Origin of the sequence: Aeromonas sp. OTU364 (assembly GCF_038440395.1) — a bacterium.
Taxonomy (GTDB): domain Bacteria; phylum Pseudomonadota; class Gammaproteobacteria; order Enterobacterales; family Aeromonadaceae; genus Aeromonas.
Genome location: NZ_JASATR010000004.1, coordinates 70965 through 95969, shown reverse-complemented (window position 1 = coordinate 95969; position 25005 = coordinate 70965). Strand labels below are relative to the sequence as shown.

General features: G+C 63.3%; 24 protein-coding genes and 5 tRNA genes. 10 read left to right on the top strand and 19 right to left on the bottom strand.

All coding sequences use genetic code 11. From position 1 onward, the window contains the following. Nucleotides 1-348 precede the first annotated feature (348 nt). The 3 genes from AAHB08_RS06460 to AAHB08_RS06450 all read left to right on the top strand — a co-directional run bounded on the left by AAHB08_RS06460 (nucleotide 349) and on the right by AAHB08_RS06450 (nucleotide 3491). Nucleotides 349-1398, top strand: a complete 1050-nt coding sequence (locus AAHB08_RS06460; RefSeq protein WP_342058450.1) for a sensor domain-containing diguanylate cyclase — start codon at nucleotides 349-351, stop codon at nucleotides 1396-1398. Between the two features lie 178 nt (nucleotides 1399-1576). Then, nucleotides 1577-2422, top strand: a complete 846-nt coding sequence (gene nfo, locus AAHB08_RS06455) for a deoxyribonuclease IV (protein ID WP_342058449.1) — start codon at nucleotides 1577-1579, stop codon at nucleotides 2420-2422. Between the two features lie 82 nt (nucleotides 2423-2504). Continuing rightward, entirely contained in the window at nucleotides 2505-3491 is a 987-nt protein-coding gene (locus AAHB08_RS06450; RefSeq protein WP_342058448.1) for a Gfo/Idh/MocA family protein, read from the top strand. A 97-nt stretch (nucleotides 3492-3588) separates the two neighbouring features. Here AAHB08_RS06450 and AAHB08_RS06445 read toward each other — a convergent pair whose 3' ends face one another. Then, nucleotides 3589-4479: a LysR substrate-binding domain-containing protein gene (locus tag AAHB08_RS06445; RefSeq protein WP_342058447.1), complete on the bottom strand. Its 891-nt coding sequence runs from the start codon at nucleotides 4477-4479 to the stop codon at nucleotides 3589-3591. A gap of 103 nt (nucleotides 4480-4582) precedes the next feature. Between AAHB08_RS06445 and AAHB08_RS06440 the strand changes: the two genes are divergently transcribed. The 4 genes from AAHB08_RS06440 (at nucleotide 4583) to AAHB08_RS06425 (ending at nucleotide 8970) form a co-directional block, all read left to right on the top strand. Further along, on the top strand, nucleotides 4583-5572 hold the full coding sequence (locus AAHB08_RS06440; RefSeq protein WP_342058446.1) for a TDT family transporter: 990 nt from the start codon (nucleotides 4583-4585) through the stop codon (nucleotides 5570-5572). Between the two features lie 225 nt (nucleotides 5573-5797). Then, on the top strand, nucleotides 5798-6787 hold the full coding sequence (lpxM, locus tag AAHB08_RS06435; RefSeq protein WP_342058445.1) for a lauroyl-Kdo(2)-lipid IV(A) myristoyltransferase: 990 nt from the start codon (nucleotides 5798-5800) through the stop codon (nucleotides 6785-6787). A gap of 152 nt (nucleotides 6788-6939) precedes the next feature. Further along, nucleotides 6940-7935, top strand: a complete 996-nt coding sequence (locus tag AAHB08_RS06430) for an LpxL/LpxP family acyltransferase (RefSeq protein WP_342058555.1) — start codon at nucleotides 6940-6942, stop codon at nucleotides 7933-7935. 174 nt (nucleotides 7936-8109) lie between these two features. Then, entirely contained in the window at nucleotides 8110-8970 is an 861-nt protein-coding gene (locus AAHB08_RS06425; protein WP_342058444.1) for a PA4780 family RIO1-like protein kinase, read from the top strand. Between the two features lie 602 nt (nucleotides 8971-9572). Here the strand turns inward: AAHB08_RS06425 and AAHB08_RS06420 are convergent. The 3 genes from AAHB08_RS06420 to AAHB08_RS06410 form a co-directional block, all read right to left on the bottom strand. Beyond that, a complete protein-coding gene (locus AAHB08_RS06420) occupies nucleotides 9573-10451 on the bottom strand; it encodes a pirin family protein (protein WP_342058443.1) in 879 nt (292 codons plus the stop codon). A 43-nt stretch (nucleotides 10452-10494) separates the two neighbouring features. Beyond that, on the bottom strand, nucleotides 10495-11133 hold the full coding sequence (locus AAHB08_RS06415; RefSeq protein WP_342058442.1) for a hypothetical protein: 639 nt from the start codon (nucleotides 11131-11133) through the stop codon (nucleotides 10495-10497). Between the two features lie 272 nt (nucleotides 11134-11405). Then, complete coding sequence (locus tag AAHB08_RS06410) at nucleotides 11406-11900, bottom strand: prolyl-tRNA synthetase associated domain-containing protein (RefSeq protein ID WP_342058441.1); 495 nt, start codon at nucleotides 11898-11900, stop codon at nucleotides 11406-11408. Between the two features lie 190 nt (nucleotides 11901-12090). Between AAHB08_RS06410 and AAHB08_RS06405 the strand changes: the two genes are divergently transcribed. After that, on the top strand, nucleotides 12091-14520 hold the full coding sequence (locus AAHB08_RS06405; RefSeq protein ID WP_342058440.1) for a DNA polymerase II: 2430 nt from the start codon (nucleotides 12091-12093) through the stop codon (nucleotides 14518-14520). 104 nt (nucleotides 14521-14624) lie between these two features. On the opposite strand, the gene AAHB08_RS06400 is transcribed toward AAHB08_RS06405, so the two are convergent. The 7 genes from AAHB08_RS06400 to AAHB08_RS06370 form a co-directional block, all read right to left on the bottom strand. After that, a tRNA-Val gene (locus AAHB08_RS06400) sits at nucleotides 14625-14701 on the bottom strand. A 36-nt stretch (nucleotides 14702-14737) separates the two neighbouring features. Continuing rightward, a tRNA-Val gene (locus AAHB08_RS06395) sits at nucleotides 14738-14814 on the bottom strand. Nucleotides 14815-14851: 37 nt separating this feature from the next. Next, a tRNA-Val gene (locus AAHB08_RS06390) sits at nucleotides 14852-14928 on the bottom strand. A gap of 15 nt (nucleotides 14929-14943) precedes the next feature. Further along, a tRNA-Val gene (locus AAHB08_RS06385) sits at nucleotides 14944-15020 on the bottom strand. A gap of 11 nt (nucleotides 15021-15031) precedes the next feature. Continuing rightward, nucleotides 15032-15108, bottom strand: a tRNA-Val gene (locus AAHB08_RS06380). Between the two features lie 170 nt (nucleotides 15109-15278). Next, nucleotides 15279-16658: an MATE family efflux transporter gene (locus AAHB08_RS06375; protein ID WP_342058439.1), complete on the bottom strand. Its 1380-nt coding sequence runs from the start codon at nucleotides 16656-16658 to the stop codon at nucleotides 15279-15281. Between the two features lie 151 nt (nucleotides 16659-16809). Then, complete coding sequence (locus tag AAHB08_RS06370) at nucleotides 16810-17016, bottom strand: YaeP family protein (protein WP_005324956.1); 207 nt, start codon at nucleotides 17014-17016, stop codon at nucleotides 16810-16812. A 136-nt stretch (nucleotides 17017-17152) separates the two neighbouring features. On the opposite strand from AAHB08_RS06370, the gene AAHB08_RS06365 reads away from it, so the two are divergent. After that, nucleotides 17153-17770: a riboflavin synthase subunit alpha gene (locus AAHB08_RS06365; RefSeq protein WP_342058438.1), complete on the top strand. Its 618-nt coding sequence runs from the start codon at nucleotides 17153-17155 to the stop codon at nucleotides 17768-17770. Nucleotides 17771-18261: 491 nt separating this feature from the next. On the opposite strand, the gene AAHB08_RS06360 is transcribed toward AAHB08_RS06365, so the two are convergent. The 4 genes from AAHB08_RS06360 to AAHB08_RS06340 all read right to left on the bottom strand — a co-directional run bounded on the left by AAHB08_RS06360 (nucleotide 18262) and on the right by AAHB08_RS06340 (nucleotide 21678). Beyond that, nucleotides 18262-18465, bottom strand: a complete 204-nt coding sequence (locus AAHB08_RS06360) for a CPXCG motif-containing cysteine-rich protein (protein ID WP_342058437.1) — start codon at nucleotides 18463-18465, stop codon at nucleotides 18262-18264. Between the two features lie 282 nt (nucleotides 18466-18747). Continuing rightward, nucleotides 18748-19407 (bottom strand): hexitol phosphatase HxpB, encoded by a 660-nt coding sequence (gene hxpB, locus AAHB08_RS06350; RefSeq protein WP_342058436.1) that lies wholly within the window; start codon nucleotides 19405-19407, stop codon nucleotides 18748-18750. 128 nt (nucleotides 19408-19535) lie between these two features. Continuing rightward, the gene (gene purT, locus AAHB08_RS06345) at nucleotides 19536-20714 is read right to left on the bottom strand and encodes a formate-dependent phosphoribosylglycinamide formyltransferase (RefSeq protein ID WP_342058435.1); all 1179 of its coding nucleotides are present in this window, start codon (nucleotides 20712-20714) and stop codon (nucleotides 19536-19538) included. Nucleotides 20715-20787: 73 nt separating this feature from the next. Then, complete coding sequence (locus tag AAHB08_RS06340) at nucleotides 20788-21678, bottom strand: DMT family transporter (RefSeq protein ID WP_342058434.1); 891 nt, start codon at nucleotides 21676-21678, stop codon at nucleotides 20788-20790. Between the two features lie 226 nt (nucleotides 21679-21904). On the opposite strand from AAHB08_RS06340, the gene AAHB08_RS06335 reads away from it, so the two are divergent. Next, nucleotides 21905-22492 carry an FMN-dependent NADH-azoreductase gene (locus AAHB08_RS06335; RefSeq protein ID WP_342058433.1) on the top strand — a complete coding sequence of 196 codons (588 nt, stop codon included), beginning with the start codon at nucleotides 21905-21907 and terminating at the stop codon, nucleotides 22490-22492. 89 nt (nucleotides 22493-22581) lie between these two features. Here the strand turns inward: AAHB08_RS06335 and AAHB08_RS06330 are convergent, their stop codons facing one another. From AAHB08_RS06330 to AAHB08_RS06315, 4 genes are all read right to left on the bottom strand, one after another. Then, a complete protein-coding gene (locus AAHB08_RS06330; RefSeq protein WP_005331648.1) occupies nucleotides 22582-22758 on the bottom strand; it encodes a hypothetical protein in 177 nt (58 codons plus the stop codon). A 161-nt stretch (nucleotides 22759-22919) separates the two neighbouring features. Continuing rightward, nucleotides 22920-23108, bottom strand: coding sequence for a DUF4250 domain-containing protein (locus AAHB08_RS06325; protein WP_139438371.1), 189 nt, complete (start codon nucleotides 23106-23108; stop codon nucleotides 22920-22922). After that, nucleotides 23105-23575: a MarR family winged helix-turn-helix transcriptional regulator gene (locus tag AAHB08_RS06320; RefSeq protein WP_005331665.1), complete on the bottom strand. Its 471-nt coding sequence runs from the start codon at nucleotides 23573-23575 to the stop codon at nucleotides 23105-23107. Before AAHB08_RS06320 ends, AAHB08_RS06325 begins: the two co-directional genes overlap by 4 nt. Before the next feature lie 150 nt (nucleotides 23576-23725). Continuing rightward, complete coding sequence (locus tag AAHB08_RS06315) at nucleotides 23726-24958, bottom strand: UPF0149 family protein (protein ID WP_342058432.1); 1233 nt, start codon at nucleotides 24956-24958, stop codon at nucleotides 23726-23728. Nucleotides 24959-25005 lie beyond the last annotated feature (47 nt).

The following is a 25005-nucleotide window of genomic DNA, read 5'->3' as shown; positions in this document are numbered from 1 at the left end:
GCGCCTGCGGGCGCCTTTTCCATGGCGAGGGCTCGGCGACGGCCTGCTCACCATGAGGTCGCGACCATCAAGGAAGAAGTGAAAGCGTCGCCCAGGCGCGCCTTGTCCTCGCCCCTTTGCAATGGCACGCGATAACCATTGCATCGACCTCTAGTGTTGACGTTGTCTTTATTGGGTCGTTATTTATCCGAAAAATGATGTGCCACAGAACAAGCGTTCCAGTTCCCACATGGTTGTTATACTCTTGAGCAAGAAAATATGGATACATAGAAAATGGTTATCTGGACTCTTGGCTGCTGCGGATCAGAGCAAGGCCAGGCTCTCATAATAAAATAGTGCGAGGTCGCCATGCACAATCAAAATAATGAAAGAAAATTTGATCCAAACTTTTTATCCAATATTGGCCCAGGGCAGAAGATCACCATTCCCGTCTCCTTTATTCAAGATCTGACCCAGGCGGCCTCGCTTCAAGATGTATTGAATGTGATGGCGAATTGGATTTTTTATCTTTTTTCTGCCGAGAGGGCCAGCATCACCATCAAGGAGAATGATGCCTCCTTGAAGCTCTATTCGGTGATGGGGAATAATGCGATTCCCATGGAGTCTCTGGTTCCCATTCATGGCTCCATGGTGGGTCGGGTCTTTTCGACCAGCATGCTGACGATCTGTGACGACTTGAGCCAGTCCCCCGATCTGGACTGCAAGATCTTGTCCCGGCACGGCATGGGGTGTTGCATGGATGCGCCCATGATGCAGGGCTCGGTCTGTATCGGGACCCTGAATGTTGCACACCACCAGAGAGCCTATTACAGCGCCGAACACGCCATCTTGTTGCAATGCCTGGCCAACTGGCTTGCCCTCAATATACAGCTGCACCTGCAGGTGACGGAAATGGAGCAGCAGGCATCAACAGACTATCTGACGGAAACCGCCAATCGAAGAGCATTCATGAACGAGGGTGAACGCAGATTAATAATGTCGAGATTGGCTGATACGCCCATTTTTGTCGGCATATTGGATCTGGATCACTTTAAAAATCTGAATGATAAATATGGGCATGATGCGGGTGATTATGTGCTGAAGGCGATTGCCAAGCTGGTAAAAAGAGAAATCAGGGCAGACGACATATTCGCCAGAATAGGTGGAGAGGAGTTCGCAATAATTGTGAGCGATTGTCATCCTGAAAATGATGCATCCATATTTGACAATATTCGCGCGCTCATCGAGCAGCAGATCATCGAGTACGAAGGGGAAATCATAAGGCTGACCGCCAGCATCGGGTTCTCGGCGTCCTCAGGTCAGGATACGGAGCTCAGTTCAATACTCAAGCGGGCAGACGCTGCCCTCTATGCCGCGAAGCGAAACGGCCGCAACCGGGTTGAATGCAACCATGGGTAGCACTCTTGGCTACTGATGGGGAGCAAGAGCAGGGATGAGCCTGCGGGCGCCTTTTCCATTGCCGCCATCGACAATCCCGGTTTGGCGCAAGGGGCGGGCTTGGGCATAATGGCGCCCCATCAAGGGTTGCCGCGCCTCGCAAGGCGGGCGCACCCAGCAAGCGCGCAGAGGAGATGAGATGAAATTTATCGGAGCCCACGTCAGTGCGGCCGGCGGGGTGGAGAACACCATAGCCCGTGCCCAGGCTATCGGGGCCAACGCCTTCGCCCTGTTCACCAAGAACCAGCGCCAGTGGCAGGCGGCGCCCCTGTCGGATGCCAGCATCCGCGCCTTCAAGGCGGCCTGCGACAAGGGGGGCTTTCGCCCCGAGCAGATCCTGCCCCACGACAGCTACCTCATCAACCTGGGCCATCCCGACCCCGACGCCCTGGCCAAGTCCCGGGATGCCTTCCTGGACGAGATCAGGCGCTGCGAGCAGCTCGGGCTCTGCTACCTGAACTTCCACCCCGGCAGCCACCTCAAGCAGATCCCCGAGGCGGCGAGCCTGAAACTCGTGAGCGAGTCCATCAACTGGGCGCTGGAGCGAAGCGAGGGGGTCATGGCGGTGATCGAGAACACCGCCGGCCAGGGCACCAACCTCGGCTGGTCGTTCGAGCACCTGGCCACCCTGATCGACGGGGTGGAGGACAAGCGCCGGGTCGGGGTCTGTTTCGACACCTGTCACGCCTTCGCCGCCGGTTACGATCTGCGCACTTCCGAGGGGTGCGCGGCGGTGTTTGCCGACTTTGACCGCATCGTCGGCTTCGAGTACCTCAAGGGGATGCATATCAACGGTGCCAAGTGTACCTTCGGTAGCCGGGTCGATCGCCACCACAGCCTGCGGGAGGGGAACCTCGGCGAGGCGGTATTCCACCACATCATGAACGATCACCGTTTCGACGGCATTCCGCTGATCCTCGAGACCATAGACGAGACGATCTGGGGCGACGAGATAAGCTGGCTGCGCAGCCTGGCCAGGACCTGATCCGCCGGGCAGCCTGAACAGAGGCCGGTGCCGCGCCTTCCCTCGCCATAAGGGGAGAAGGACATTCATACGAGGAGACGAGATGCAATCACAGGGAAGCGCGCCACTGCTGCGCTGGGGGATAGCCGGGGCGGGAGCCATCGCCAGGCGTTTTTGCCGCGACGTCAATCAGCACGCCAGGGGCGGGCGCGTGGTGGCGATCGCCGCCCGGGATCAGGGGCGAGCCGACGAGTTCGCCGGTGAGCTGGGGCTGGGGCTGGCCTTTGGCAGCTATCAGGCCCTGGCCGAGAGCCCCGAGGTGGATGCCGTCTATGTGGCGGTGATCCACCCCGAGCATGCCGCCCTGATCAGGCAGATGCTGCTGGCGGGCAAGCACGTGCTGGTGGAGAAACCGGCGGTGACCCGGGTGGCGGATTGGGACGCCCTGGTGGCGCTCGCCCATGAGCGCGGCCTGCTGCTGCTCGAAGCCATGAAGGTGATGTGCTTCCCCGCCATGCGGGCCCTGTTGCAGCGACTGCCCCTGCTGCCCGCGCCCCGCAGCCTGCGCGCGGCGTTCGGCTCGGCCCCGCCCCGGGTCGGCAAGCTGTTCGATCCCGCCCTCGACGGCGGCGCCGCCTGGGATGTGGGGGTCTATCCGCTGTGGCTCTATGCCGCCCTCTGCGAGCGGCTGGGGCTTGCGACCCTAGCTCCCGAGGTGGCGCTGGACAGGGCGCCGGGGGAGGTGGATCTCGCGGCCCGCTTCCGCTTCGGCGGCCCCTTCTCGGCCGAGCTTGGCGCCTCCATCATCGAGGATCTCGATCGGGACGCCTGGCTCTCGGGAGAGGCGTGGACTCTGGTCATCGAGGGCAAGTGGTGGAACCCCCAGCACATTCGCTGGCAGGGGGATACGCCCCCTGCCGCCTGGCCGGCGGACATCTACCTGCCGGTGCAGGGGGGCGGCATGCAGCACGAGGCGGATCACTTCGCCGATTGCCTGCGCCACCGGCTGCTGGACTCCCCCTGGGTGCCCCATGCCCTGACGCGGCGGGTGCTGGGCTGGGTGGAGGCGGGGATGCACCTGGGGAGCTGATGGCGTTGCATGTCATCCTGCAAGAGCTCCTTGCCACATCCTCCTTAAACAACAGAGGGCGCCACGGCGCCCTCTGTTGTTTGACCCTGATCGCCGCTCAGGGGGCGGGCAGGGTCTGGGCGCGGCAGAAGGCGAGGAAGCGGCGCAGGGCCGCGGAGTGGAACTTCTGCTTGTGCCAGACGAGGGAGAGCTGGCGGGGGAAGCTCTGGCTCGGGGTGAGCGCCACCAGGCGGCCGCTGTGCAGCCGATCGGAGACCGCGAGGCGGGAGATGAAGGAGATGCCGAGCCCCTTCTCCACCGCCAGCATCACCGCCTCCAGGGTGTTGAGCTCGAGCCCCGCCTGCCAGCGGGGCAGATGGGGCTGGATCTGCTGCTCGAACTGTTCGCGGCTCCCTGACTGGGGCTCGCGCAGCACCCAGGTCTCATCGGCGAGCAGGGAAAGTGGCAGCTCCAGCTGCCCCGCCAGGGGGTGGTGGGGAGGGGCGACGATCAGCATCTCGTCTTCGAGCCAGGGCTCGCTCACCAGATCCGGGTGATGGTTCTCCCCCTCGATGAGGGCCAGATCCAGCTCGAAGTGGGCGAGGGAGTGGCACAGCAGGTGGGTGTTGGCGATGGTCACCCTGGGGGCGGATCCCAGCGCCTGGGCGCCCCCCGCCAGCAGGGCGGGCAACAGGTAGTTGCCTATGGTCTGGCTGGCCCCCAGGCGCAGCTGGCCGCTCGGCTCGGCGTCCGGGCCAAACAGCTGCTCTATCTCCTGCATCCGGGTCAGCAGCTCCTCGGCGGCCGGTTGCAGCAGGCGCCCCTCGCTGTTGAGCTGGAGTCTCGGATGCACCCTATCGAACAGCGGGGTGGCGAGCTGGCGCTCCAGCTCCTGCAACGATTGGGAGACGGCCCCCTTGCTGAGGCAGAGCTCGCTGGCCGCCCCCCCCAGGTTGCCGTGGCGGGCTATGGTGGCAAACACCTTGAGTTGCTGCAGGGTCAGCTTCATGTCGTTTGATTTTCCTAAACGCTTAGTTCAATTCATTTAGATATCGTAAACGATAGACCCTCTTTATCCTATACACATCGTCATCAACAAGAGGGTACCACTCATGATCGTACGCACCCGTCGCTCCCTTGCCGCCGCCCCGACCCCCATGGCCGGGCTGGCTCTCGGGATCGCCAGCCTCGGCTGGTGTTGGGAAAATGCCGGTCAGTTCGATGGCCGCCTGCAACTGCTGGGGGCCGCCATCGCCGCCGTGCTGCTCCTCGTCCTCACCTTCAAGTTCCTGCTGCACCCGCGTCTGCTGTGGCAGGATCTCGCCCACCCCGTGGTGGGCAGCGTGGTGCCCACCTATGCCATGGGGACCATGGTGGTCTCCAAGGCGGTGGGGCTGCTGGCCCCGACCCTGGGGCAGGGGCTCTGGCTGTTTGCGGTGGCCATTCACCTGGTGTTCCTCGCCACCTTCGTCTGGCACAGGGCCAAGGCGTTTGAGATTCACCACATGGTGCCGAGCTGGTTCGTGCCGCCGGTGGGGATCATAGTGGCCGACGTCGCCTATCCGGGCGGCCCCTTCGCGGCCCTGGCCAACGGCCTGCTCTGGTTCGGCATGGCCTGCTACGGCCTGATGCTGCCGCTGATGCTCTATCGCCTCATCTTCAGTCACGAGGTGCCGGATGCCGCCAAGCCCACCATCGCCATCCTGGCGGCGCCTGCCAGCCTGTCGCTGGCCGGCTACCTGACCGTGAGCCAGGATCCCTCCCTGCTGCTGGTGGCCGTGCTGCTGGGGATAGCCGTGCTGATGACAGGCATCATCTACCTGGCCTTCATCAAGCTGCTGCGCCTGCCATTCTCGCCGGGTTATGCCGCCTTCACCTTCCCCCTGGTGATCGGCGCCACCGCCCTGTTCAAGGTGGGTCAGCTGCTGTCGCAGTGGCCAGAGGCGGCCCACTATGCGGCGCAGATCAATCAGCTGGCCTATCTGGAACTCGGTGCGGCGACCCTGATCGTCGGTTATGTGGCGCTGCGCTACCTGATGTTCTTCCTGCCGCTGGGCCAGATCGGCATGCGGGAGCAGCCTCAGCAGCCCCTGCGCCGCTAAGATCGCAACCCGTCTAGACCAAGAGCAGACCCCGCCTGGCGGGGTCTGTTGCATCCGGGATGGGGACAAGGGATGAGCAGGGGTCACAGCCCGGGTGTCAGGGGGCGCTGTCAATCCGTGAAAAGGCTCAAATTGTCACTGATTCAGGTGACATTAAGTTAGCTTTAACTGGTAATACCTGTCAGGATTGCCGCAATTGCCCACTTCTACCTTTTGATAGTACCCATGTCCTCCCAAGATCCCGTGTTTGACTCCGCGTTCCAGACCCGTTTGCTGCACCCGCGTTACTGGGTTAGCTGGCTTGCCCTCGCCGTGCTCGGCGTGCTCGCCTATGTGCCGCCCCGTTGGCGCGACAAGCTGGCGGACGCCCTGGCGCCCCTGGTGCTCAAGATCTCGAAAAAGCAGGTCTATATCGCCAGAACCAACCTCGCCATCTGCTTCAAGGCGCTGAGCGAGGCAGAGCGGGACGCCATACTGATGACCTCGATCCGGGTCGGCCTCAAGAGCCTGCTGGGGTTTGGCGAGTTCACGGTGCGCAGCCCCGAGTACCTGATGAAGCGCATCCAGGTGAGCGGATGGCAGCACATCGAGGCCGAGCAAGCCGCCGGCCGTCCGGTGATCCTGGTGGTGCCCCACAGCTGGCCCATCGATGCGGCGGGCTACTACTTCTCCCAGCGGGGCCTGCCCATGTGCACCATGATGAAGAGCGCCCGCAACCCTGTGTTCGACTGGCACATCAACCGCGAGCGGGCAAAGAATGGCTGCCGCGTCTATGAGCGCAGCGCCGGTATCAAGCCGGTGATCAAGGCGGTGAAATCCGGCCTGAGCTTCTTCTACCTGCCGGATCAGGATCATGGTCGCGAGGCGAGCCTGTTCGTGCCCTTCTTCAAGCATCCCAAGGCGACCCTGCCGGCCCTGCCACGGCTGGTCAAGCTGACCGGTGCCCGCGCCGTGCCGGTGCTGGCCTGCTATGACGAGGCGGCGCACTGCTACCGGCTGGAGATAGAGGCACCCTTCGCCGACTACCCGAGCGATGATCTGGTGGCCGACACCTGCCGCATGAACGATTGCGTGGAGCGGCAGCTGACCCGTCACCCGGGCCAGTACATGTGGTTCCTCAAGATCTTCGATACCCGCGAGGATCAGGAGGGGGAAGACGGCCTCTACGAAGAGGGGATACGTCGCATCCGCAAGGGACTCAGCCCCCATTCCTGAACCGCAGCTTGATGCGCATTCATAAGTGGCCCCATGTGGGCCACTTTTTATTTCTAACTAGTCGGATCAGTGACTTGGAAACTCCGCTTGAGGGATACCGGGTAGAAAAAATTGTCAGGATCACTAAAATGACGGTCTGTTTTGATGATTCGATGGCGACCATGTCCGCACAAGATCCGGTGTTTGACACCTCCTTTCATCTGCGTCTGCTGCACCCCCGTCTGTGGGGCAGCTGGCTGGCGCTTGCCCTGCTCTCCCTGCTGGCCTGGATCCCGGCCAGGTACAGAGACAAGCTGGCCGATGCCCTGGCCCCCCTGTTGCTGCGCTTCTCCAGGAAGCAGGCCTACATCGCCGAGACCAACCTCAAGATCTGCTTCCCCGCCCTGGACGCGGCCGGGCGCGAGCGGCTGTTGCTCAAATCCATCCGGGTCGGCCTCAAGACCTTCATGGGCTTTGGCGAGCTCACCTGGCGCAGTCCCGCCTTCCTGAAAGGGCGCATCAAGGTGCGTGGCTGGGAGCATATCGAAGCCGAGCTGGCCGCCGGGCGCCCCATGATCTTCGTGGTGCCCCACACCTGGGCGGTGGACATGATAGGCCGCTACCTGACCGATGAGGGGGTGCCCCTGTGCACCATGATGAAGAGCCCTAAGGATCAGGTGTTCGACTGGTACATCAACCGCGAGCGCAGCAAGGGCGGGCGTGTCTATGAGCGCAGCGTCGGCATCAAGCCGGCCATCAAGGCCCTGCGCAGCGGCGACAGCTTCTTCTATCTGCCGGATCAGGATCACGGCCGGGAGGCGAGCATCTTCGTGCCCTTCTTCGGCCACCCCAAGGCGACCCTGCCGGCCCTGCCCAAGCTGGTCAAGCTGACCGGCGCCCGGGCCGTGCCCATCCTGGCCTGCTATGACGAGGATCTGGGCTGCTACCGGCTCGAGGTGGAGCCGCCGTTCGACCCTTATCCCACCGCGGATCTGGAGGCAGACGTCAACGCCATGAACCGCACAGTGGAGCAGCAGCTCGGCCGCTTCCCCGAGCAGTACATGTGGTTTCTCAAGATTTTCGAGACCCAGGCGGATGACGAAGGGGAGGATGGCCTCTACGAGGAGGGGATCCGGCGCATCCGCCAGGGGCTGCCCCCCGAACCTTGATGGACAGGGCCTGCTTGCGGGCCGTTTTGAGAGCCAGGGAGAGGCGGCTGGCGCGGGGCACACCAGGCCACCCCCGGCAAGGGGCCGGTGGGGGAGCAAAGCGGGGCCCTGTCTGGCCTCCCGCCACGCGCAAACAAGGTGCAAACAAGGTGCAAATAAGGTAAAAGGGCGGTCATGAAAATTCCAAATCGAATCCAACCTCTGGTTGATGACGGCCTGGTCGACGATGTCATCAGCCGGCTGATGAGCGGCAAAGAAGCCGACGTCTATGTGGTGCGCTGCGGCGACGAGATCCGCTGCGCCAAAGTCTATAAGGAAGCCTCCAAGCGCAGCTTCAAGCAGGCCGTGGTCTATCAGGAAGGGCGCAAGGTGCGGGGCAGTCGCGATGCCCGCGCCATGGAGAAGGGCTCCAAGTACGGTCGCAAGCAGCACGAAGAGGTGTGGCAGAACACCGAGGTGGATGCCCTGTTCAAGCTGGCTGCCGCCGGCGTGCGGGTGCCCACCCCCTATGTCTGCCTGGACGGCGTGCTCCTGATGGAGCTCATCACTGACGCCGACGGCAACGTGGCGCCCCGCCTCAACGACGTGGCGCTCTCGCCCGAGCAGGCGCTCATCGATCACGGCAAGGTGATCCGCTACGTGGTGCGCATGCTCTGCGCCGGCCTCATCCACGGGGATCTCTCCGAGTTCAACGTGCTGGTGGACGAGCAGGGGCCCGTCATCATCGATCTGCCCCAGGTGGTGAATGCCGCCGCCAACAACCAGGCCAGGGCCATGCTGGAGCGGGACGTCAACAACATGCGCAACTACTACGGCATCTATGCCCCCGAGCTGCTCAAGACCCGTTATGCCAGGGAGATGTGGGCCCTGTTCGAAGATGGCAAGCTCGGCCCGGAAACCGAGCTGACCGGCCTGTTCAAGGAGAGTGCCGAGGCCATCGATCTGGACGGGGTGCTGCACGAGATCGAGAGTGCCCAGGAAGAGGCCATGGCCCGTCGCGCCCGCATGAAGGCGGAGCAGGAAGAGGAGTTCTGATGCGCACTTGAGGCGCGCCTCCTGTCTACTTTCCCTGTGTCAGGGCACCGACCTCTATCAGGCTGGTTGTGCAAAGGGGTTGCAATGACGAGAGGGGCTATGTGCCCCTCTTTGTTTAAGTGGTGGATCAGCCGGGAACATGGCTGCCACCTCACAAGCCGGATCCGCAAGTCTGCCTGCTGGTTCGGCGTGCAGCCACAAACACCAGTGTACACACGGCGATCGGCACCAGAAAATCCAGCACACTCCCCAGTTCCCAGACGCTGGGATCGAATCCTCCCCACCAAGGCATGTTGATCCTTCGCCCCTGCCCGAACAGCGCTATCCATCTATATTCTGCCTGTGTCTGCTCTCGTGCGACAAACCATATGCACCCCATGAGGCCGCCATATCCCCAGTGCCCAAAGCGGTATCCGATCAGTATCTGGACGCAGACAGCTGCGCTGGCGTGATAGAAGGGTGATAAATCCATAAACAATCCTTGCTGCTCACCAAGAACGCCCGCTACCGGCCGTGCTGAAACGATCGATTCCACCTCTGGCAGCTCTGCAGGCAGCTCTCGATTCGATATGTGCCGTTACGGTAAGTCTGTCTTGTCGGGCTCAGAGCCCGGCAAGGGGCGGAGCGACTAGGCGCGGCCCAACGTAACCCACCACCTCGCCGAAGCGGGGGGCGCCGCTCTCCCAATCCAGGGCTGCGGTGCGAATGGCCTCTCTGTCAAAGCCGACGAAATTCCACCAGATCTGCAGGGGTTGTGCCAGGGGCCCGCCGCCGATGAGCAGCAGGCGGCTGCCAGGACCGAGTGTCACCGCCAGCTCCCGGGTGCCAGGCGGCAGATAGAGGAGCTGCTCGGGGGCGAGCGCTTCCCCTGCTATGGTCGCCTCTCCCTGCAAGGGGAAGAGCCCGTGCTCGAAGGCCGGGTCCAGCGGCAGCACCATGTGCCCGCCTTGGGGCGAATGCAAGTCCAGCCCGAGGATAGGAGAGAAGTGCAGGGTGGGGGCCCGGCGCCCGGCATGCTCGCCGATGAGCAGGGTCAGGGTGATCTCGCCCTCCTGCCAGCGCGGCAGTTCAGGGTAGTGATCAAAGCGGGGCCGGGTGTCCTGATCGCGCTCGGGCAATGCAATCCAGAGCTGGGCGGCGTGCAAGTCGGGGTGGCCGGCCAGGGACTCTTCGGTGTGGGCTATGCCCCGTCCTGCCGTCATCAGGTTGACCTGGCCCGGGCGGATCACCTGCTCGCTGCCGAGACTGTCCCGGTGGAGGATTTCCCCCGCCAGCATCCAGGTGAAGGTCTGCAGGGCGATATGGGGATGTGGCCCCACGTCCAGCCCGGGGGCGCCGGGGGCGAAGCGGGTCGGCCCTATGTGATCGAGAAAGCACCAGGGCCCTATGGTGCGCCGCTCCTTGACCGGGAGGGCGCGGGCCACCGGGATCCCGCCCACGTCGGTGAGGCGGGAGGAAATGCGTTGCCACTGTTGCGTCATGTCGTGCTCCTTGCAATGGGTTGATGGCGTGCGGGCTTTCGCCCTAACGGCGGCGGATCGCCGGGAAGCTTCTCATGGGGGTGAAGCCGGGTCTTATCGCCGGTCTGACGGTGGGGGGACGCACCGGCGTGGTCATGGTGCGGGGGAGGTGGGGTCTGGCATCCACCCTGGGCTGAGTGGAGGGGCTGTCGGCCTTGGGCAGCGCCCCGGGGGCCAGCAGGCCGTTCTCGGCCCTGGGGAGAGTGTCGCCTCTGTCGTCCAGCACCGAGCGCGGGCCCTTGTCCGGGTTGCTGATGCTGGGTCGGTTCTGCCGGTTGTCACGCAGCGACTGTTGCTGTTCCGGCGTCATGGCATTCCAGCGGGTCGCCAGATCCCCTCGCAGGGCGGCCACGTCTGGCTGGCCAGGGTTCTCCTGCCAATCCTGATACTTCTCCTTGATCTCTTGCTGGCGCTCCGGATCGAGCCCGCTCCACCACTTCTTGATCAGCTCGTCGAACTCCCCCTGGTTGTCGCAGCACCAGGGGTAGTAGTCATCCCAATAGCCGTAATAGTCGTCATACCACCAGTAAGAGGCGCCATAGACGCCACCAGAGCCGGCCCCCGCATCGCCGCCTGACGAGGAAGTGTTGCTGCAGCCAGCAAGGCCCAGGGCCAGCAGGGGAATGAAGAGGGCGATGCGCATGATGCTCCCGGTGCCATGAAAGGACGCAATGGACGGATGATAACCTGACTATGCACCAATCCGGCCCTGGATGGCAGACTCGACCCCCATAAGGCGCCGGGCCGCAAGGGGCACATCGCCACGACCGACATCGCGATGTGGCTCTGGAGCGCCCTGGGGCCGGATAGAGCGACTATCTCGCCTCGGCACACTCGACCAGATGACGGCGCCAGGTGGCATTCGAAACGGGTCGGCTCTGGTGGGTGCTGCATCCTGAGGGTGGTGTCGGCCATCTAATCGGCTGCCACGCTCGGCAATGCCATGACGCAGGCCTCTCGGCCCAGATGGGTCAGCAGACGGCGCACGTCGTCGAGGCGGATGATCAGGGTGGCGGTATTGACCAGCGGGTGGCACTGCACCTGCTCGGCCTGCCAGATACGCTCGTCCACCACCAGCTCCACGGCATGTTCGCTATCGCGCACCATGGCGAGCAGGGTGACCGAACCCGGGGTGAGGCCGAGCACGGCCTCGAGCCGTTCGGGGGAGCCAAAGCTTAGCCGCTTGACCCCGAGCCGTGCCGCCAGCGCCTTGAGATCGACCCGGCTCTCCTCCGAACTCACCACCAGAAACAGCCGCTCGCTTTTCGGATCGCGCAAAAAGAGGTTCTTGGTCTTGGCGGCGGGCAGGTCGGGCAGCAGCCTGCTTGCCTCCTCGCAGGTGAAAACGGGGGGATGATCGATACGCTGGTAGGGGATGGCGAGCCGATCCAGCAGGGAATAGATTGCCACAGTGACTCCTTTCGTCTTTCGTCGGCGACGCGCAGTAATAAAGAAGCGCGGTAATAAAAGGGTTGATGGGGATGACGACGGGATCGAGCTTACCAGTTAGACTCCCGCCCCGCAGCCTGGCGTGACGATTGCGAGCAGGCACTGTATGAACGTACAATAGTCCTATCCCAAGGCCGACCCCTACTTCTTCATGACTGCGACCCAGCCCCCCGTTCCCGCCACTTTGCCCCTCGACGGCTTTATCCTGACCCGCCACGGTCGGGACGTGCAGGGCCGCAACGGGCACGCCGCCACGACCGAAATCGTGATGTGGCTCTGGAGCGCCCAGGGACCGGTGCGGCTGGTGGTGCCGGGGCAGGAGCCGGTCTTCTTCCTGCCACAGAGCCACATGGCCGAAGCCGCCGAGTTGTTCAAGGGCGCCGGGGTGAGGGGGAGGTTTCGCCGCCTGCCCATGCACACCTTCGATGGTCGCCCTGTGGTGGGCTGCTATTTTGCTACCCTGAGCGCCTTTCACCGGGCCATAGAGCTGCTGCTCATTCGTGGGCTGGAGCATTTCGAGGCGGATATCCGGCTGCCGGAGCGCTTCCTGATGGAGCGCTTCATCACCGCCGGCGTGCGCTTCGATGGCCGGGCGGTGAAGAAGGGGGGCAGGCAGGGCTACTGGGAGGTGAATGAGGCGCGCTGCGCCCCCCAGGCGGTGACGCCGACCCTCTCCTGGGTATCGCTCGACGTGGAGTGCGCCATGGACGGGGCCCTCTTCTCGGTGGGGCTCTACAGCCTTGAGGATGCGCGGGTCATCATGATAGGCACCCCGGAGGCGGATGCCGACAGCTGGGGTACCCGGGTCGAGTGGGTGGCGGACGAGAACGCCCTGCTCGGCGCGCTGGAGCTCTGGTTCCAACGGCACGACCCGGATCTGGTGATCGGCTGGAACGTGGTGAACTTCGACTTTCGCCTGCTGCTGCGCCGCGCCGAGTTGGGCAAGCGCCGCCTGCGGCTGGGGCGCGGGCGCGAGCTCTGCTTCTGGCGCTCGTCGCGGGGGGATCCCCAGACCGGCAACGTCATCATCCCCGGGCGCATGGTGCTCGATGGCATCGATACCCTCAAGAGCGCCACCTGGCAGTTTGCCAGCTACAGCCTGGATGCGGTGGCGAGCGAGTTGCTCGGCCGCGGCAAGGATATCGAGGACGTGGCAAACCGGGGGGAGAAGATCACCGAGTTGTTCCACTCCGACAAGGAGGCGCTCGCCCGTTACAACCTGGAAGATTGCAAGCTGGTGTGGGAGATCTTCGACTACTGCCATCTCATCCCCTTCGCCATCGAGCGGGCCTCCCTCACCGGGCTGGAACTCGACAGGGTGGGGGGATCTGTGGCCGCCTTTACCAACCTCTACCTGCCGCGGCTGCATCGCGGCGGCTACGTGGCCCCCAATCTGCCTGCCGATGGTGGGCTGGCGAGCCCCGGCGGCTATGTGATGGACTCCAAGCCCGGCCTCTATCGCCACGTGCTGGTGCTCGACTTCAAGAGTCTGTATCCCAGCATCATCCGTACCTTCTGCATCGATCCCATGGGACTGGTGGAGGGGTTGCAGCACCCGGATCAGGCCATTCCCGGCTTTCGCGGCGCCCTCTTCTCCCGCAGCCGGCACTTCCTGCCGGATCTCATCGCGACCCTGTGGGCGGCGCGGGATAGGGCCAAGGCGGCCGGCAACAAGGCGCTCTCCCAGGCCATCAAGATCATCATGAACTCCTTCTACGGGGTGCTGGGCTCGGGGGGCTGCCGCTTCTACGATCCCAGGCTGGCGTCATCCATCACCCTGCGTGGTCACAGCATCATGCAGCAAACCCGGGAGTGGATAGAGGCCAAAGGGTTCGAGGTGATCTATGGCGACACCGACTCCACCTTCGTTCACCTGAACAGGGAGACCAGCCCGCAGCAGGCCGAACAGACAGGCCGCGAGCTGGCCACCATGATCAACGACAACTGGACGGCGCTGATCAGGCGCGAATTCGATCTGCCCTGTTATCTCGAGATCGAATACGAGACCCACTACCGCCGCTTCCTGATGCCCACCATCCGCGGGCTGGAGAAGGGGAGCAAGAAACGGTATGCCGGCCTGGTCGGCGGCGAGGGGCAGGAGGGGAGTGAGCAGCTGGTGTTCAAGGGGCTCGAATCTGTGCGCACCGACTGGACCATGCTGGCCAAGCAGTTTCAGACCCGCCTCTATGAGCTGGTGTTTCACGATGAAGATCCCAGCGGCTATCTGCGCACCATGGTGGACGAGACCCGGGCCGGCTTGCACGACGATCTGCTCATCTACCGCAAGCGGCTGCGCCAAAAACTCGAGGAGTACCAGAAGAACGTGCCCCCCCATGTGCGGGCGGCGCGCCTGGCGGACGAGGAGAACCTGCGCCGCGGCCTGCCCCAGCGCTATCAGCACAGGGGCACCATCGCCTATCTGATGACCCTGAACGGCCCCGAGCCGCTGGAGTACAGGCGCAGCGCCATCGACTACGAGCACTACATCGACAAGCAGCTCAGACCCATCGCCGACGCCATCCTCCCCTTCATCGGCGAGTCGTTCGACCGGATCTGCGGCCAGCAGCTGGATCTCTTCTAGCGAGCCAGTCCCCGCAGCCGGGGCTGATCCGGATCAGGATGACCGGGAGGGCAGGGCAACGTCAGAATGCAAAAAGCCCGCTCAAGGAGCGGGCTTTTCCGATTTGGTGCGTCCTAGTGGATTCGAACCACCGACCCCCACCATGTCAAGGTGATGCTCTAACCAGCTGAGCTAAGGACGCAGGGTGCGCAATGCGGCTTTTTCATTTGCAGGGGAGTGGTGGGTTTAATTGGATTCGAACCAACGACCCCTACCATGTCAAGGTAGTGCTCTAACCAACTGAGCTATAAACCCACATCAAATTCACATCTGCAATTTATTCAAACTGTTATGGTGCGTCCTAGTGGATTCGAACCACCGACCCCCACCATGTCAAGGTGATGCTCTAACCAGCTGAGCTAAGGACGCATAACAGTGTCGTGATGGTGCGTCCTAGTGGATTCGAACCACCGACCCCCACCATGTCAAGGTGGTGCTCTAACCAGCTGAGCTAAGGACGCATCGCGAAAAGTGGTGGGTTTAATTGGATTCGAACCAACGACCCCTACCATGTCAAGGTAGTGCTCTAACCAACTGAGCTATAAACCCGCTTTTCATCACGCAAGCGAACACGACGTCGCTTGCGTGGTCGGCATACTACCCATGCCTCCAAAGGCTGTCAACAAGGGACATGCACAAAGGAGACTGTTTGCCCAGTTCTTGCGCAGCCTGTTGATTTTGCAGGCGAGCCGCGCCATTGAGCGGCGTCGTGGCGCCCTTTATTGGGCCCGGGAAAGCGCGGTGCAGGCCTCCGGGCTCGCGAAGCGGCCATAGATGAGACGCAGCCGCGTCCCCAGCATCAGGGCGGCGCCGGTCAACCCGACGATGAAGCCGACCCAGAAGCCCTGGGGCCCCATGCGCGGCACCACCCAGTCGGTCAGTCCCAGGATCATGCCGGTGGGCAGCCCCATGCCCCAGTAGGCGACTATGGTGATGTAGAAGATCGCCTGGGTGTCCTTGTAGCCACGCAGGGCGGCGGCGGCCACCACCTGCACCGAGTCGGAGATCTGGTAGATGGCGGCGAAGAACAACAAGGTCGCTGCTAGGGTGATCACCTGGAGATCATCGGTGTAGATCCCCGCGATGGGCTCGCGCAGCAACACCGTCAGGGCGGCGGTACCTGCGGCCACCCCCATGCCCAGCATCAGGCCGGTGCGGGCGGCGACCCGGGCCTGATCCGGCTGACCTTCCCCTATGCTGTGGCCGACCCTGATGGTCACGCCGACGCCAATGGAGAGGGGCAGCATAAACACCAGGCTGGAGAAGTTGAGCGCTATCTGGTGGCTCGCCACCGTCTCGGCGCCGAAGGGTGCCAGCATCAGGGCCACCACGGTGAACAGGGTCACCTCGCAGAAGATGGCCATGGCGATGGGGAAGCCCAGGCGGAACAGGCGCCAGATCCGGCTGCCGTTGGGGCGCGCCAGCTGGGCGAACAGGTTGATCTTCTTGAAGTGGGGGGAGAGCTTCACGTAGGCGATCATCGCCAGCAGCATGGCCCAGAGCACGATGGCGGTGGCCACGCCGCAGCCGACGCCGCCGAGTTTGGGCATGCCGAAGTGGCCGTGGATGAAGATGTAGTTGGCGGGGATGTTGACAGCCAGTCCCACGAAGCCGATCACCATGGTAGGCATGGTGTGGGAGAGTCCCTCGCTGAAGTTGCGCAGCACCTGGAACAGCACGAAGGCGGGCAGGCCCCACAGGATGGCGTGCAGGTAACCGGCGGTCTTCTCCGCCATCACGGGGTCCACGTCCATGAACTGCAGCGCCAGCGGGCTGAAGTAGAGCGCCAGCATGGCGATGGGGGTCACCATCAGCGCCAGCCAGAAGCCCTGGTGCACGGCCGGGCGGATCTCGTCCCGTTTGCGGGCCCCGTTGAGCTGGGAAACGATGGGGGTGAGCGCCATGATGATGCCCTGCACCAGCAAGATGATCGGCAGCCAGAAGCTGGAGGCCACCGACACGGCGGCGAGATCCACGGCGCTGACCTGACCCGCCATCACGGTATCGACGAAGTTCATGGCGATCTGGGCCACCTGGGCCACCAGTATGGGGCTGGCTAGACGAACGAGCTGCTTCGCCTCGGTCCAATAACGTTGCACTGACACCTCCGAGTGGATCAGATAAAAGAGAAAAGAACGGGTAAATGAGAGGGGCTTTTATCTCCTGCCGGGAGGAGACAAAACGCGGGGGTGTCATTCTAGCCTGAAAATCCGCCAACGGGGAAGGTTGGCGGTGCATTTCTACCCGGGATCAGGCGTCCTCGTGATCGCTGATCAGCAGGTTGGCGGCGGCGTAGGCGGCCTGCTCGCGCAGATCCGCGGGCACCCTGTCGTCGCTCGCCACGGCGTTGAGCGCCCGTATGCTGGCGGCGATGGCCTGGGGCACATAGCCCTGCTCGCCGGAGCCTATCTGGTTGTAGGCGATGCGAATGGCTTCACAGCATTGATATACCTGCATTTTTGTTTCCTCGTTAAGCCTGGATTGAATGGGATCACTATAACGATCGGGGCCCGCCTTGTCAGCCGGCACCCTTGTCTTGCACTGTTGCCGGGGGTAACCTGCCGACAATTTTATTACAGCGTGGAGACGAGACATGTTCACCGGCATAGTACAGGGAACCGCCGCACTGGTGGCCATCGAAGAGCTGCCCAACTTTCGCACCCATGTGATCCGCATGCCGAGCCCGGCCTGGGGCGAGGGGCTGGCGCTCGGCGCCTCCGTGGCCCACAACGGTTGCTGCCTGACTGTCACCCGTATCGAGGGGGAGCTGGTCAGCTTCGATCTGATGCAGGAGACCCTGCGCCTGACCAACCTCGGTGCGCTTGCGGTCGGGGACAAGGTCAACGTGGAGCGGGCCGCCCGCTTTGGCGACGAGATCGGCGGCCATGCCATGTCCGGCCACATCATGGGCACGGCCGAGGTGATCTCCGTTATCGACACCCCCAACAATCGCCAGGTGTGGTATCGCCTCGCCCCCGGGCTGATGAAATACGTGCTGACCAAGGGCTACATCGGCATCGACGGCATCAGCCTGACCGTGGGTGAAGTGCGTGAGAACACCTTTTGCGTCAACCTGATCCCGGAGACCCTGGCTCGCACCAACCTCGGCTGGGTCAAGGCGGGCTGGCAGACCAACATCGAGATCGATCCCCAGACCCAGGCCATCGTCGACACCGTGGAGCGGGTGCTGGCGGCGCGTCAGCCGACCTGAGCCATCCAGGCCCGCCATCTCAAGCAGGGCCCGCAGCAGTGGGCCCTGTTTTCTCCCGTGAATACAAGGCGGGACTTAGGGCAAGAGCCCATGCCGTCATGGGCCAGTGCCCCGCATCTTCCTGCGGCTGAGCCCAAAAGACGCCTGTCGAGATGACGGGCTCAACGGCATGCGAGGATAAACGCCTTCCCCAGTGTGGTAGACAACTCCTTGGCCTGCCGTGGCTGACGGAGCCTGAGCGTCAGAGGTTCGCCGAAGGATGAAACCGGGCCTACACTTCCTGTGTCTGGCACATCCATGAGCCGACAACCATCACATAAGCGACAAGGCCCCTTGGCGAACTTCAGGATGATTTGAGGTTCTCCGAGGGGCTTTTCTTTATGGGGGAATGTGCCGCGCAGTTAAGGGACTCAGGCATCAGGGAAGAGGCAAGCAGGGGGCGGCATGGCGTCGCTCCAGTCCCCCTCGCTTGCCTGGTCAGCGAAAGGCAATCAAAACATCTGCTCGTCGTCCGCATCCACAAACAGCTGCAGACAGTCGCGTGCTTCGTCCTTATGCAGCCTTAGGTGAATGGGGTTGCAACAGGCCATGCAGTCCTCGTAGAACTCCTGATCCCCCTGGCTGGCATCCAGCTCGACCCGGGTGTGGTGGCCGCAGTGGGGGCAGACGATGCGCTTGCTGGTGTACTCGATCATGGTGACCTCCTCGGGCCCTTGGGCCGCCTCTGTTCCCTGATTCTAGTCGGCAAGAGGCGGCGCAACCGCGAGCGGGCGCACGTTTATGACAGGGAGCGGGGGATGCGCCGAGCCCTGAAGGTCTGACCCTGCGTACCCCGGTCCCTGTGGAATCAAGCCACCCAGCGGGCCAGCATGTTTACATCCAGCTCGGCGAGCGAACGCAGCTGATGATCGGCGATGGCGAGACGAGGGTCGCCGACCAGGGCCGGGCGCATGGAACGATAAGCGCCCCTTGGTAGACTACTTGACCCAGCGGGCCAGCATGTCGGCATCCAGCTCGGCGAGTGAACGCAGCTGATGATCGGCGATGGCCAGACGAGGGTCGCCGACCAGGGCCGGGTCCGGCACTATCAGCGCCTGCATGGACGCCGCCTTGGCCGCCAGCAGGCCGGTGAAGCTGTCCTCGATGGCCAGACAGTGCACAGGTTCGACGCCTAGCTTCTCGGCGGCGTGGATATAGACATCCGGGTGGGGCTTGCCAAAGCGCTCTACCTCGGCGGAGTGGACCGCCATGAAGCGATCCTGGATGCCGAGCTTGCCGAGCACCGCCTCCACCATGGTGAAGGGGGAGGAGGTAGCGAGCCCGATCTTGAGCCCTTGCGCCTCGATGAGGTCGAGGGCTTCCAGCACGCCGGCCTTGGCCTGACCCTCCTGCAGGATGAGCGCTATCACCTGATCCAGGATGCGTTGCACCACCTCTTCCTGGGTCGGGCCGCTCCAGGGGCGCAGGCGATACCAGTGGGCCACCAGCTGATCGATGCGCACCCCTATGGTGGAGTTGCAGTCCTCCTCGGTGTGGAAGTGGCCCAGCTCGGAGAAGATGGCCATCTGTGCCCGTTGCCAAAAGGGTTCCGAGTCGATCAGAACACCATCCATATCGAAGATCACGGCAGTTAACATCTTGTACTCCTGACATAGGTGAAGGGGGGATTATAAGCCCGGCGCTTCAATGGAAAAGGGGCAGTCGCCTGCCCCTTGCGCCGGATCACGCAGATAAACGTTTGTTTTGACGTGACAAAGAGAGCGCTCTAGAAGAGCACCTCGACCCGGGCAGCGACTGCCTTGGCCTTCTCCACCGCCTCTTGGCACCCTTGCCCACGGGCCAGCGCCACCCCGAGACGGCGGCGACCGGCGATCTCGGGCTTGCCAAAGAGCCGCAGCTGGGCGCCCGGCACCAGGGCCAGCGCCTCGCCAATCCCCTGATAGCGGATGTTCTGGCTGTGGCCTTCCCGCAGCACCACGGCGGAGGCGCTCGGCCCGTACTGGGTGATGGTGCCGACCGGCAGCCCCAGGATGGCGCGCACGTGCAGGGCGAACTCGGAGAGATCCTGGGAGATCAGGGTCACCATGCCGGTGTCATGGGGGCGGGGAGAGACCTCGCTGAACCACACCTCGTCACCCCTGATGAAGAGCTCCACCCCGAACAGGCCATGACCACCCAGGGCCTCGACCACCTTGGCCGCCACCTCTCTGGCGCGGGCCAGGGCCAGCTCGCTCATGGCCTGGGGCTGCCAGGATTCGCGGTAGTCACCGTCTTCCTGACGATGGCCTATGGGATCGCAGAAGTGGATGCCGTCCACGGCGCGCACAGTGAGCAGCGTTATCTCGTACTCGAAGGGGACGAAGCCTTCGACGATCACCTTGCCACGGCCGGCGCGCCCCCCCTCCTGGGCATAGCTCCAGCTCTCGTCCAGCCTGGCAAGATCGCGCAACAGGCTCTGGCCCTTGCCGGAGGAGCTCATCACCGGTTTCACCACGCAGGGCAGGCCGATGGCCTCGACGGCGGCGACGAACTCCTCCTTGCTCTGGGCGAAGCGGTAGGAGGAGGTGGGAAGGCCCAGCTCTTCGGCGGCGAGGCGGCGGATCCCCTCCCGGTTCATGGTGAGCTGGGTGGCGCGGGCGTTGGGCACGACCCTGACCCCTTTCTGCTCAAGCTCTGCCAGGGTATCGGTGGCGATGGCTTCGATCTCGGGGATGATGAGGTCGGGCTTGACCTCGGCCACCAGGGCGCGCAGGGCCGCGCCATCGAGCATGTCCAGCACGTGGGCTTGGTGCGCCACCTGCATGGCGGGGGCGTTGGGATAGCGGTCGGCGGCGATCACCTCGATGCCGAGGCGCTGCAGCTCGATGGCGACTTCCTTGCCGAGTTCGCCTGAGCCGAGCAGCAGGGCACGGGTGGCAGCGGGGCGGGTGGCGGTTCCAAACATCTGATCTCTCCTGATGTCCATGGTCAGGGTTGCTGACCCGAGTGAGTAAAAAAAGAGGCACGCATGGCGTACCTCAGGAAACGGATTTGTGGGCGCGCTGCTCCAGATGGGTCAGCAGCGTGATGGCGCCTATGATGATGGCGGCGCCGAGCCACAATCGGCCGGGAGGCGCCCAGCCAAACACCAGCCAGCCCGCGAGCACGTTCATGGGCAGCTTGGCAAAATCGAAAGGTTGCACGAAGGAGGCCTCGGCCACGCTGTAGGCGCGGGCGATGGACATCTGGGCCAGGGCCGACAGCACCCCGGAGGCCGCCACCAGCAGCCACTGGAGCTCGCTTGGCCACTGCCACTCCGGCAGGGCCAGCATGGCGTTGAAGGGGGTGCTGAAGATGAGCAGGTAGACCACTATGGTGTGGGACGATTCGCTCGCCGCCTGATAGCGCACCAGCAGGGAGTAACCGGCCCAGAACAGGGCGGCCACCACCGGCAGCAGGGAGGCCCAGCTGAAGTCATCGGTCCAGGGGGCCAGGATTAGCATGGCCCCGACAAAGCCCGCCAGGGTGGCCAGGATGCGCGCCCGGCTCACCTGCTCCTTGAGCAGCAAGGCGGAGCCGAGGGTGGCGAACAGGGGGGAGGTCATCAGCAGCGCTATGCCCTGCCAGATGGGCACGGGCACCGCCAGCGCCCAGAGCCAGAACTGGATGCCGATGACCGCCAGGGCGACGCGCAGCAGGTGCAGCCGCAGCTGGTTCGTCATCAGGGATTGGCGCAGGCCGTGGCGGATGAGCCAGGGCAGCAGGCAGATCAGGGCGACCAGGTACTGGTGAAAGGCGACCTGGGTCGAGGGGAGGCCGAGCTTGAAGCTGACAAACTGGCTCAGGCTGTTGACGGCGGCAAAGCAGAGGCCTGCCACCATCATCCAGACTGCACCGGCAAAGGGGGAGTGCCTGCGGGAGGGTGCCATGGGATCCGGGTCACTTAAAAAAAGTGCGGCGGATCATAACGGCAATCGTTTGTTCTGCCAAGGCTGGGGTGCTTGGTGAGTACCTCGCTGGCGACTAAGTGCGCAAGCATCAAAATATTTGAATAACTTGAGCATCTATTTTCGCTATCCGCCTTGAACCTCAATCTTTATAGTGACCTCCATCGACAGCACAGCTGTTCAACCGACAACCAAATGGAGTTTCACCATGGCCAATATCCTCGTTCTCAAGTCCAGCATCCTGGGCCAGTATTCCCAATCCAACGCCCTGATCGACGGCTACCTGGCCGAGCGCCAGGGTGACAGCGTCACTGTGCGTGATCTGGCAACCCTGAACCTGCCGGTGCTCGACGGCGAGCTGGCCATGGGCCTGCGCGGCGGTGAAAACCTCAACGAGCGTCAGCTGGCCGTGCTGGCCCAGTCCGACGAGCTGGTGGCCGAGCTCAAGGCGAGCGATCTGGTGATCATCGCGGCCCCCATGTACAACTTCAACATCCCGACCCAGCTGAAGAACTGGATCGATCTGGTGGCCCGTGCCGGTGTCACCTTCCGCTACACCGAGACCGGCCCGGTCGGCCTGGTGGAGAACACCCGTGCCCTGGTGGTCAGCCCCCGCGGCGGCCTGCACCTGGGTAACCCCACCGATCTGGTGACCCCCTACATGCGCACCGTGCTGGGCTTCATCGGCATCAAGGACGTGGACTTCATCTACGCCGAGGGCATGGGCATGGGTCCCGAGGCGCAGGCCAAGGGCATAGAGCAGGCTAAGGAGCAGCTGGAAACCCTGGCATACTGATGCCGTGACGCCTGCCTGCTCAGGCAGCACCAGAAACAACAACGCAGCCATCGGGCTGCGTTGTTGTTTTCAGATGGCGGGCACCACTCTTAATCCCAGATGAAGCGGCGACAGCCGCTGCCGACCAGCAGGCAGACCACCACCAGGGAGCCCAGCAGCAGGCTGCTGAGCCACTGCTCGGTACTCTGGGGCAGATGGGGGGAGAAGAGGCTGATCGTGAAGAGGGCGCTGATGATGATCAGGCTGGTCTGTCGGGTCAGGATCATGGTGTCGTCCTTGGCTGATGGTGAGCAAATTCAGGCTAACCGCCCTCTGTGACAGCCTGATGTATCCATACCTCAGGCTCATGGTCCAGCGCGGTTGCCTCTCACCTTAGCAGTTTTTGCCGCCACGGCCAGCGCCACGAGACAGCTTGTGATCCGGATCCCTATCTGAACTGCTTTTGATCAGGCTGGTAGTGGAAATCGCCGCCGGCCAGCCGCGCGATCAGGGCCTCCTTGTCGAGATCCTGCGCCCGGCAGAGATCGTCCAGATCAGCGTAATGATCACGCAGCTGCATGTTGACCAGGCTCAGCAGCATGTTGACGTCCATGGTGGCAAAGCGGGTGAGTGTCATGATTGTTGCTCGCTGTCCAGCAGGTGGAGTTGTTCGATGGCGTCGCTCACGCTTTGCAGGTGCAGCCGTATGCTCTGGCGCGCCTCGGCGGGCAGATAGTCGGTGAGGGTGTGCTGCCAGCTGCCCGCTTCGGTCTTGAGCTGCTGGAACAGGGTGAGCCCCGCCGGGGTGAAGGAGACCAGGCTGATGCGCTTGTCCTGTGCGCTGCTCTCGGTGAACAGGATGCCCTTCTCCACCAGACGGTGGATCTCGCGGGAGATCCGCACCTTGTCCATCCCGCTTGCCTCCACCAGCTCTTTCTGGCTGATGGGGTAGTGGGGGCCAAGCACCATCATCAGGCGCCATTGAGGCACCGTCAGCTGGTACCGCTGCTGGTAAAACTGTTCAAAGGTATCGCGCACCATTTCAGCGGCATGGACCAGCTGATAGGGGGGATAGTGCGCGAGCAGCTCTATGATCTTCGACATATGACATCCTGCTGTGGCGGCTGCATCGGGTGCAGTTTCTCTTGATACTTTGACCTTGATGATACGTAACACAAGGGCATTTGTCTGAACGGGCACCAGAAAAATGTGCGTTTGCGCACGTGTTGCGTCACGGATCCGGCAGCCTGGGTCTCAACTGGCCTTGTTGTTTACACTTTTACGCAGCCAGATCAAGGCATTATGAGCAAGCCAGGCCTCGCGACTCTGGAGCGCATAGAGCGCGGCCTCGTCGCGACTTCCCCCCTGCCAGTGACGGGGCTCCTGCTTGGGCAGCCTGCGCTGGCCCAGCAGGGTGGCGGGCACATGGGGGTTGGCGTCAAGGGCGGCGGCCAGATGGGGCTGCGCCGCCTGCTCGCCTTGGGTGGCAAACACCATCAGCGCCTTGTTGTAGCGCAGCCAGCAGGAGGCTTCATTGAAGCGCACCAGCAGGCCCTGCAGGGCGGCCCAATCCCCTTGCCAGGCATAGAGGCTGGAGAGGGGATGACGACAACCGGGCTCGTCGGCCTGACAAAGCTCGAGCAGGGCCAGGTATGCGTGGCGCGCCTGCTCCTGCTGCCCCAGTCGCAGCAGGCAATCGGCCCGGCCCGCCTGGGCCGCGATCAGCGGACGGGCCTCGGGCGCGTGCCAGCCGCGGCCTGCGTGCTGCTGCCAGAAGGCCTCGTCGAACAGGGCGCTGGCATCGGCAATGATGCGGTCAAACCAGGAGAGGCGGGCGAGGGGATCGCGGCACTGCGCCGCCTGCTCGAACCACTGCTGCCACTGGCGGGTCTGCTCGTTGTCGAGAAGCGGTTCTTCTTCATGCTGCGCCTCATCCTGATCCAGGGTCAGCAAGAGGTTGAGGGCCGTCTTCATCTGCTGGCGCTGCCGCTTGCAAAAATCGAGGAAGGGCAGCTCGCTGGCCGCGGCCTGATGCAGCATCTGGGCCATGGGTCTGTCACGGAACAGGCAGAGCTCGGCCACTAGGCTGAAGCGGTAGCGGGTGGCGGGATCGTTCAGATCCGTCGGCGTGGGCCAGCGGGCCACCCCCTGACTGAAGCCGTAGCTCCACTGACCGAGGGGGTGGCTCTGCTCGAAGACCTGCTCCGGGGTCTCGCTAGAGAGGCGGCACTGGCTCGGCAGGGCCAGCTGGGCGTCGTCGGCCTGGGCCTCCAGCTCGGCGATCAGGTGATGCAGCGCCTCGGCACTCTTCTCGTCCAGGGCTGTGTCATGGGGCAGCAGCCCGGCCAGCGGATCTTGCCAGTCAGGGGCGGTCGGCCCCGTCAGGCGGGCGCAGAGAAAGCCGTGCAGGGCCGGGTAACTCATGTCCTGCTGGCTGTGGTTCTGGATCCATTGATTGAGTTGACGGGTACGAGTGGCTGGGTTCATCGACGCTTCCTCTGGATTGGACGGCCGCGAAGTCTACCTAAAAGTGG

What these genes read in the sequence shown, in the direction of transcription:
- AAHB08_RS06460 (WP_342058450.1), top strand. Translation starts at nt 349, where the DNA reads ATGCACAATCAAAATAATGAAAGAAAATTTGATCCAAACTTTTTATCC.
- nfo (WP_342058449.1), top strand. Translation starts at nt 1,577, where the DNA reads ATGAAATTTATCGGAGCCCACGTCAGTGCGGCCGGCGGGGTGGAGAAC.
- AAHB08_RS06450 (WP_342058448.1), top strand. Translation starts at nt 2,505, where the DNA reads ATGCAATCACAGGGAAGCGCGCCACTGCTGCGCTGGGGGATAGCCGGG.
- AAHB08_RS06445 (WP_342058447.1), bottom strand. Translation starts at nt 4,479, where the DNA reads ATGAAGCTGACCCTGCAGCAACTCAAGGTGTTTGCCACCATAGCCCGC.
- AAHB08_RS06440 (WP_342058446.1), top strand. Translation starts at nt 4,583, where the DNA reads ATGATCGTACGCACCCGTCGCTCCCTTGCCGCCGCCCCGACCCCCATG.
- lpxM (WP_342058445.1), top strand. Translation starts at nt 5,798, where the DNA reads ATGTCCTCCCAAGATCCCGTGTTTGACTCCGCGTTCCAGACCCGTTTG.
- AAHB08_RS06430 (WP_342058555.1), top strand. Translation starts at nt 6,940, where the DNA reads ATGGCGACCATGTCCGCACAAGATCCGGTGTTTGACACCTCCTTTCAT.
- AAHB08_RS06425 (WP_342058444.1), top strand. Translation starts at nt 8,110, where the DNA reads ATGAAAATTCCAAATCGAATCCAACCTCTGGTTGATGACGGCCTGGTC.
- AAHB08_RS06420 (WP_342058443.1), bottom strand. Translation starts at nt 10,451, where the DNA reads ATGACGCAACAGTGGCAACGCATTTCCTCCCGCCTCACCGACGTGGGC.
- AAHB08_RS06415 (WP_342058442.1), bottom strand. Translation starts at nt 11,133, where the DNA reads ATGCGCATCGCCCTCTTCATTCCCCTGCTGGCCCTGGGCCTTGCTGGC.
- AAHB08_RS06405 (WP_342058440.1), top strand. Translation starts at nt 12,091, where the DNA reads ATGACTGCGACCCAGCCCCCCGTTCCCGCCACTTTGCCCCTCGACGGC.
- AAHB08_RS06370 (WP_005324956.1), bottom strand. Translation starts at nt 17,016, where the DNA reads ATGCAGGTATATCAATGCTGTGAAGCCATTCGCATCGCCTACAACCAG.
- AAHB08_RS06365 (WP_342058438.1), top strand. Translation starts at nt 17,153, where the DNA reads ATGTTCACCGGCATAGTACAGGGAACCGCCGCACTGGTGGCCATCGAA.
- AAHB08_RS06360 (WP_342058437.1), bottom strand. Translation starts at nt 18,465, where the DNA reads ATGATCGAGTACACCAGCAAGCGCATCGTCTGCCCCCACTGCGGCCAC.
- hxpB (WP_342058436.1), bottom strand. Translation starts at nt 19,407, where the DNA reads ATGTTAACTGCCGTGATCTTCGATATGGATGGTGTTCTGATCGACTCG.
- purT (WP_342058435.1), bottom strand. Translation starts at nt 20,714, where the DNA reads ATGTTTGGAACCGCCACCCGCCCCGCTGCCACCCGTGCCCTGCTGCTC.
- AAHB08_RS06340 (WP_342058434.1), bottom strand. Translation starts at nt 21,678, where the DNA reads ATGGCACCCTCCCGCAGGCACTCCCCCTTTGCCGGTGCAGTCTGGATG.
- AAHB08_RS06335 (WP_342058433.1), top strand. Translation starts at nt 21,905, where the DNA reads ATGGCCAATATCCTCGTTCTCAAGTCCAGCATCCTGGGCCAGTATTCC.
- AAHB08_RS06330 (WP_005331648.1), bottom strand. Translation starts at nt 22,758, where the DNA reads ATGATCCTGACCCGACAGACCAGCCTGATCATCATCAGCGCCCTCTTC.
- AAHB08_RS06325 (WP_139438371.1), bottom strand. Translation starts at nt 23,108, where the DNA reads ATGACACTCACCCGCTTTGCCACCATGGACGTCAACATGCTGCTGAGC.
- AAHB08_RS06320 (WP_005331665.1), bottom strand. Translation starts at nt 23,575, where the DNA reads ATGTCGAAGATCATAGAGCTGCTCGCGCACTATCCCCCCTATCAGCTG.
- AAHB08_RS06315 (WP_342058432.1), bottom strand. Translation starts at nt 24,958, where the DNA reads ATGAACCCAGCCACTCGTACCCGTCAACTCAATCAATGGATCCAGAAC.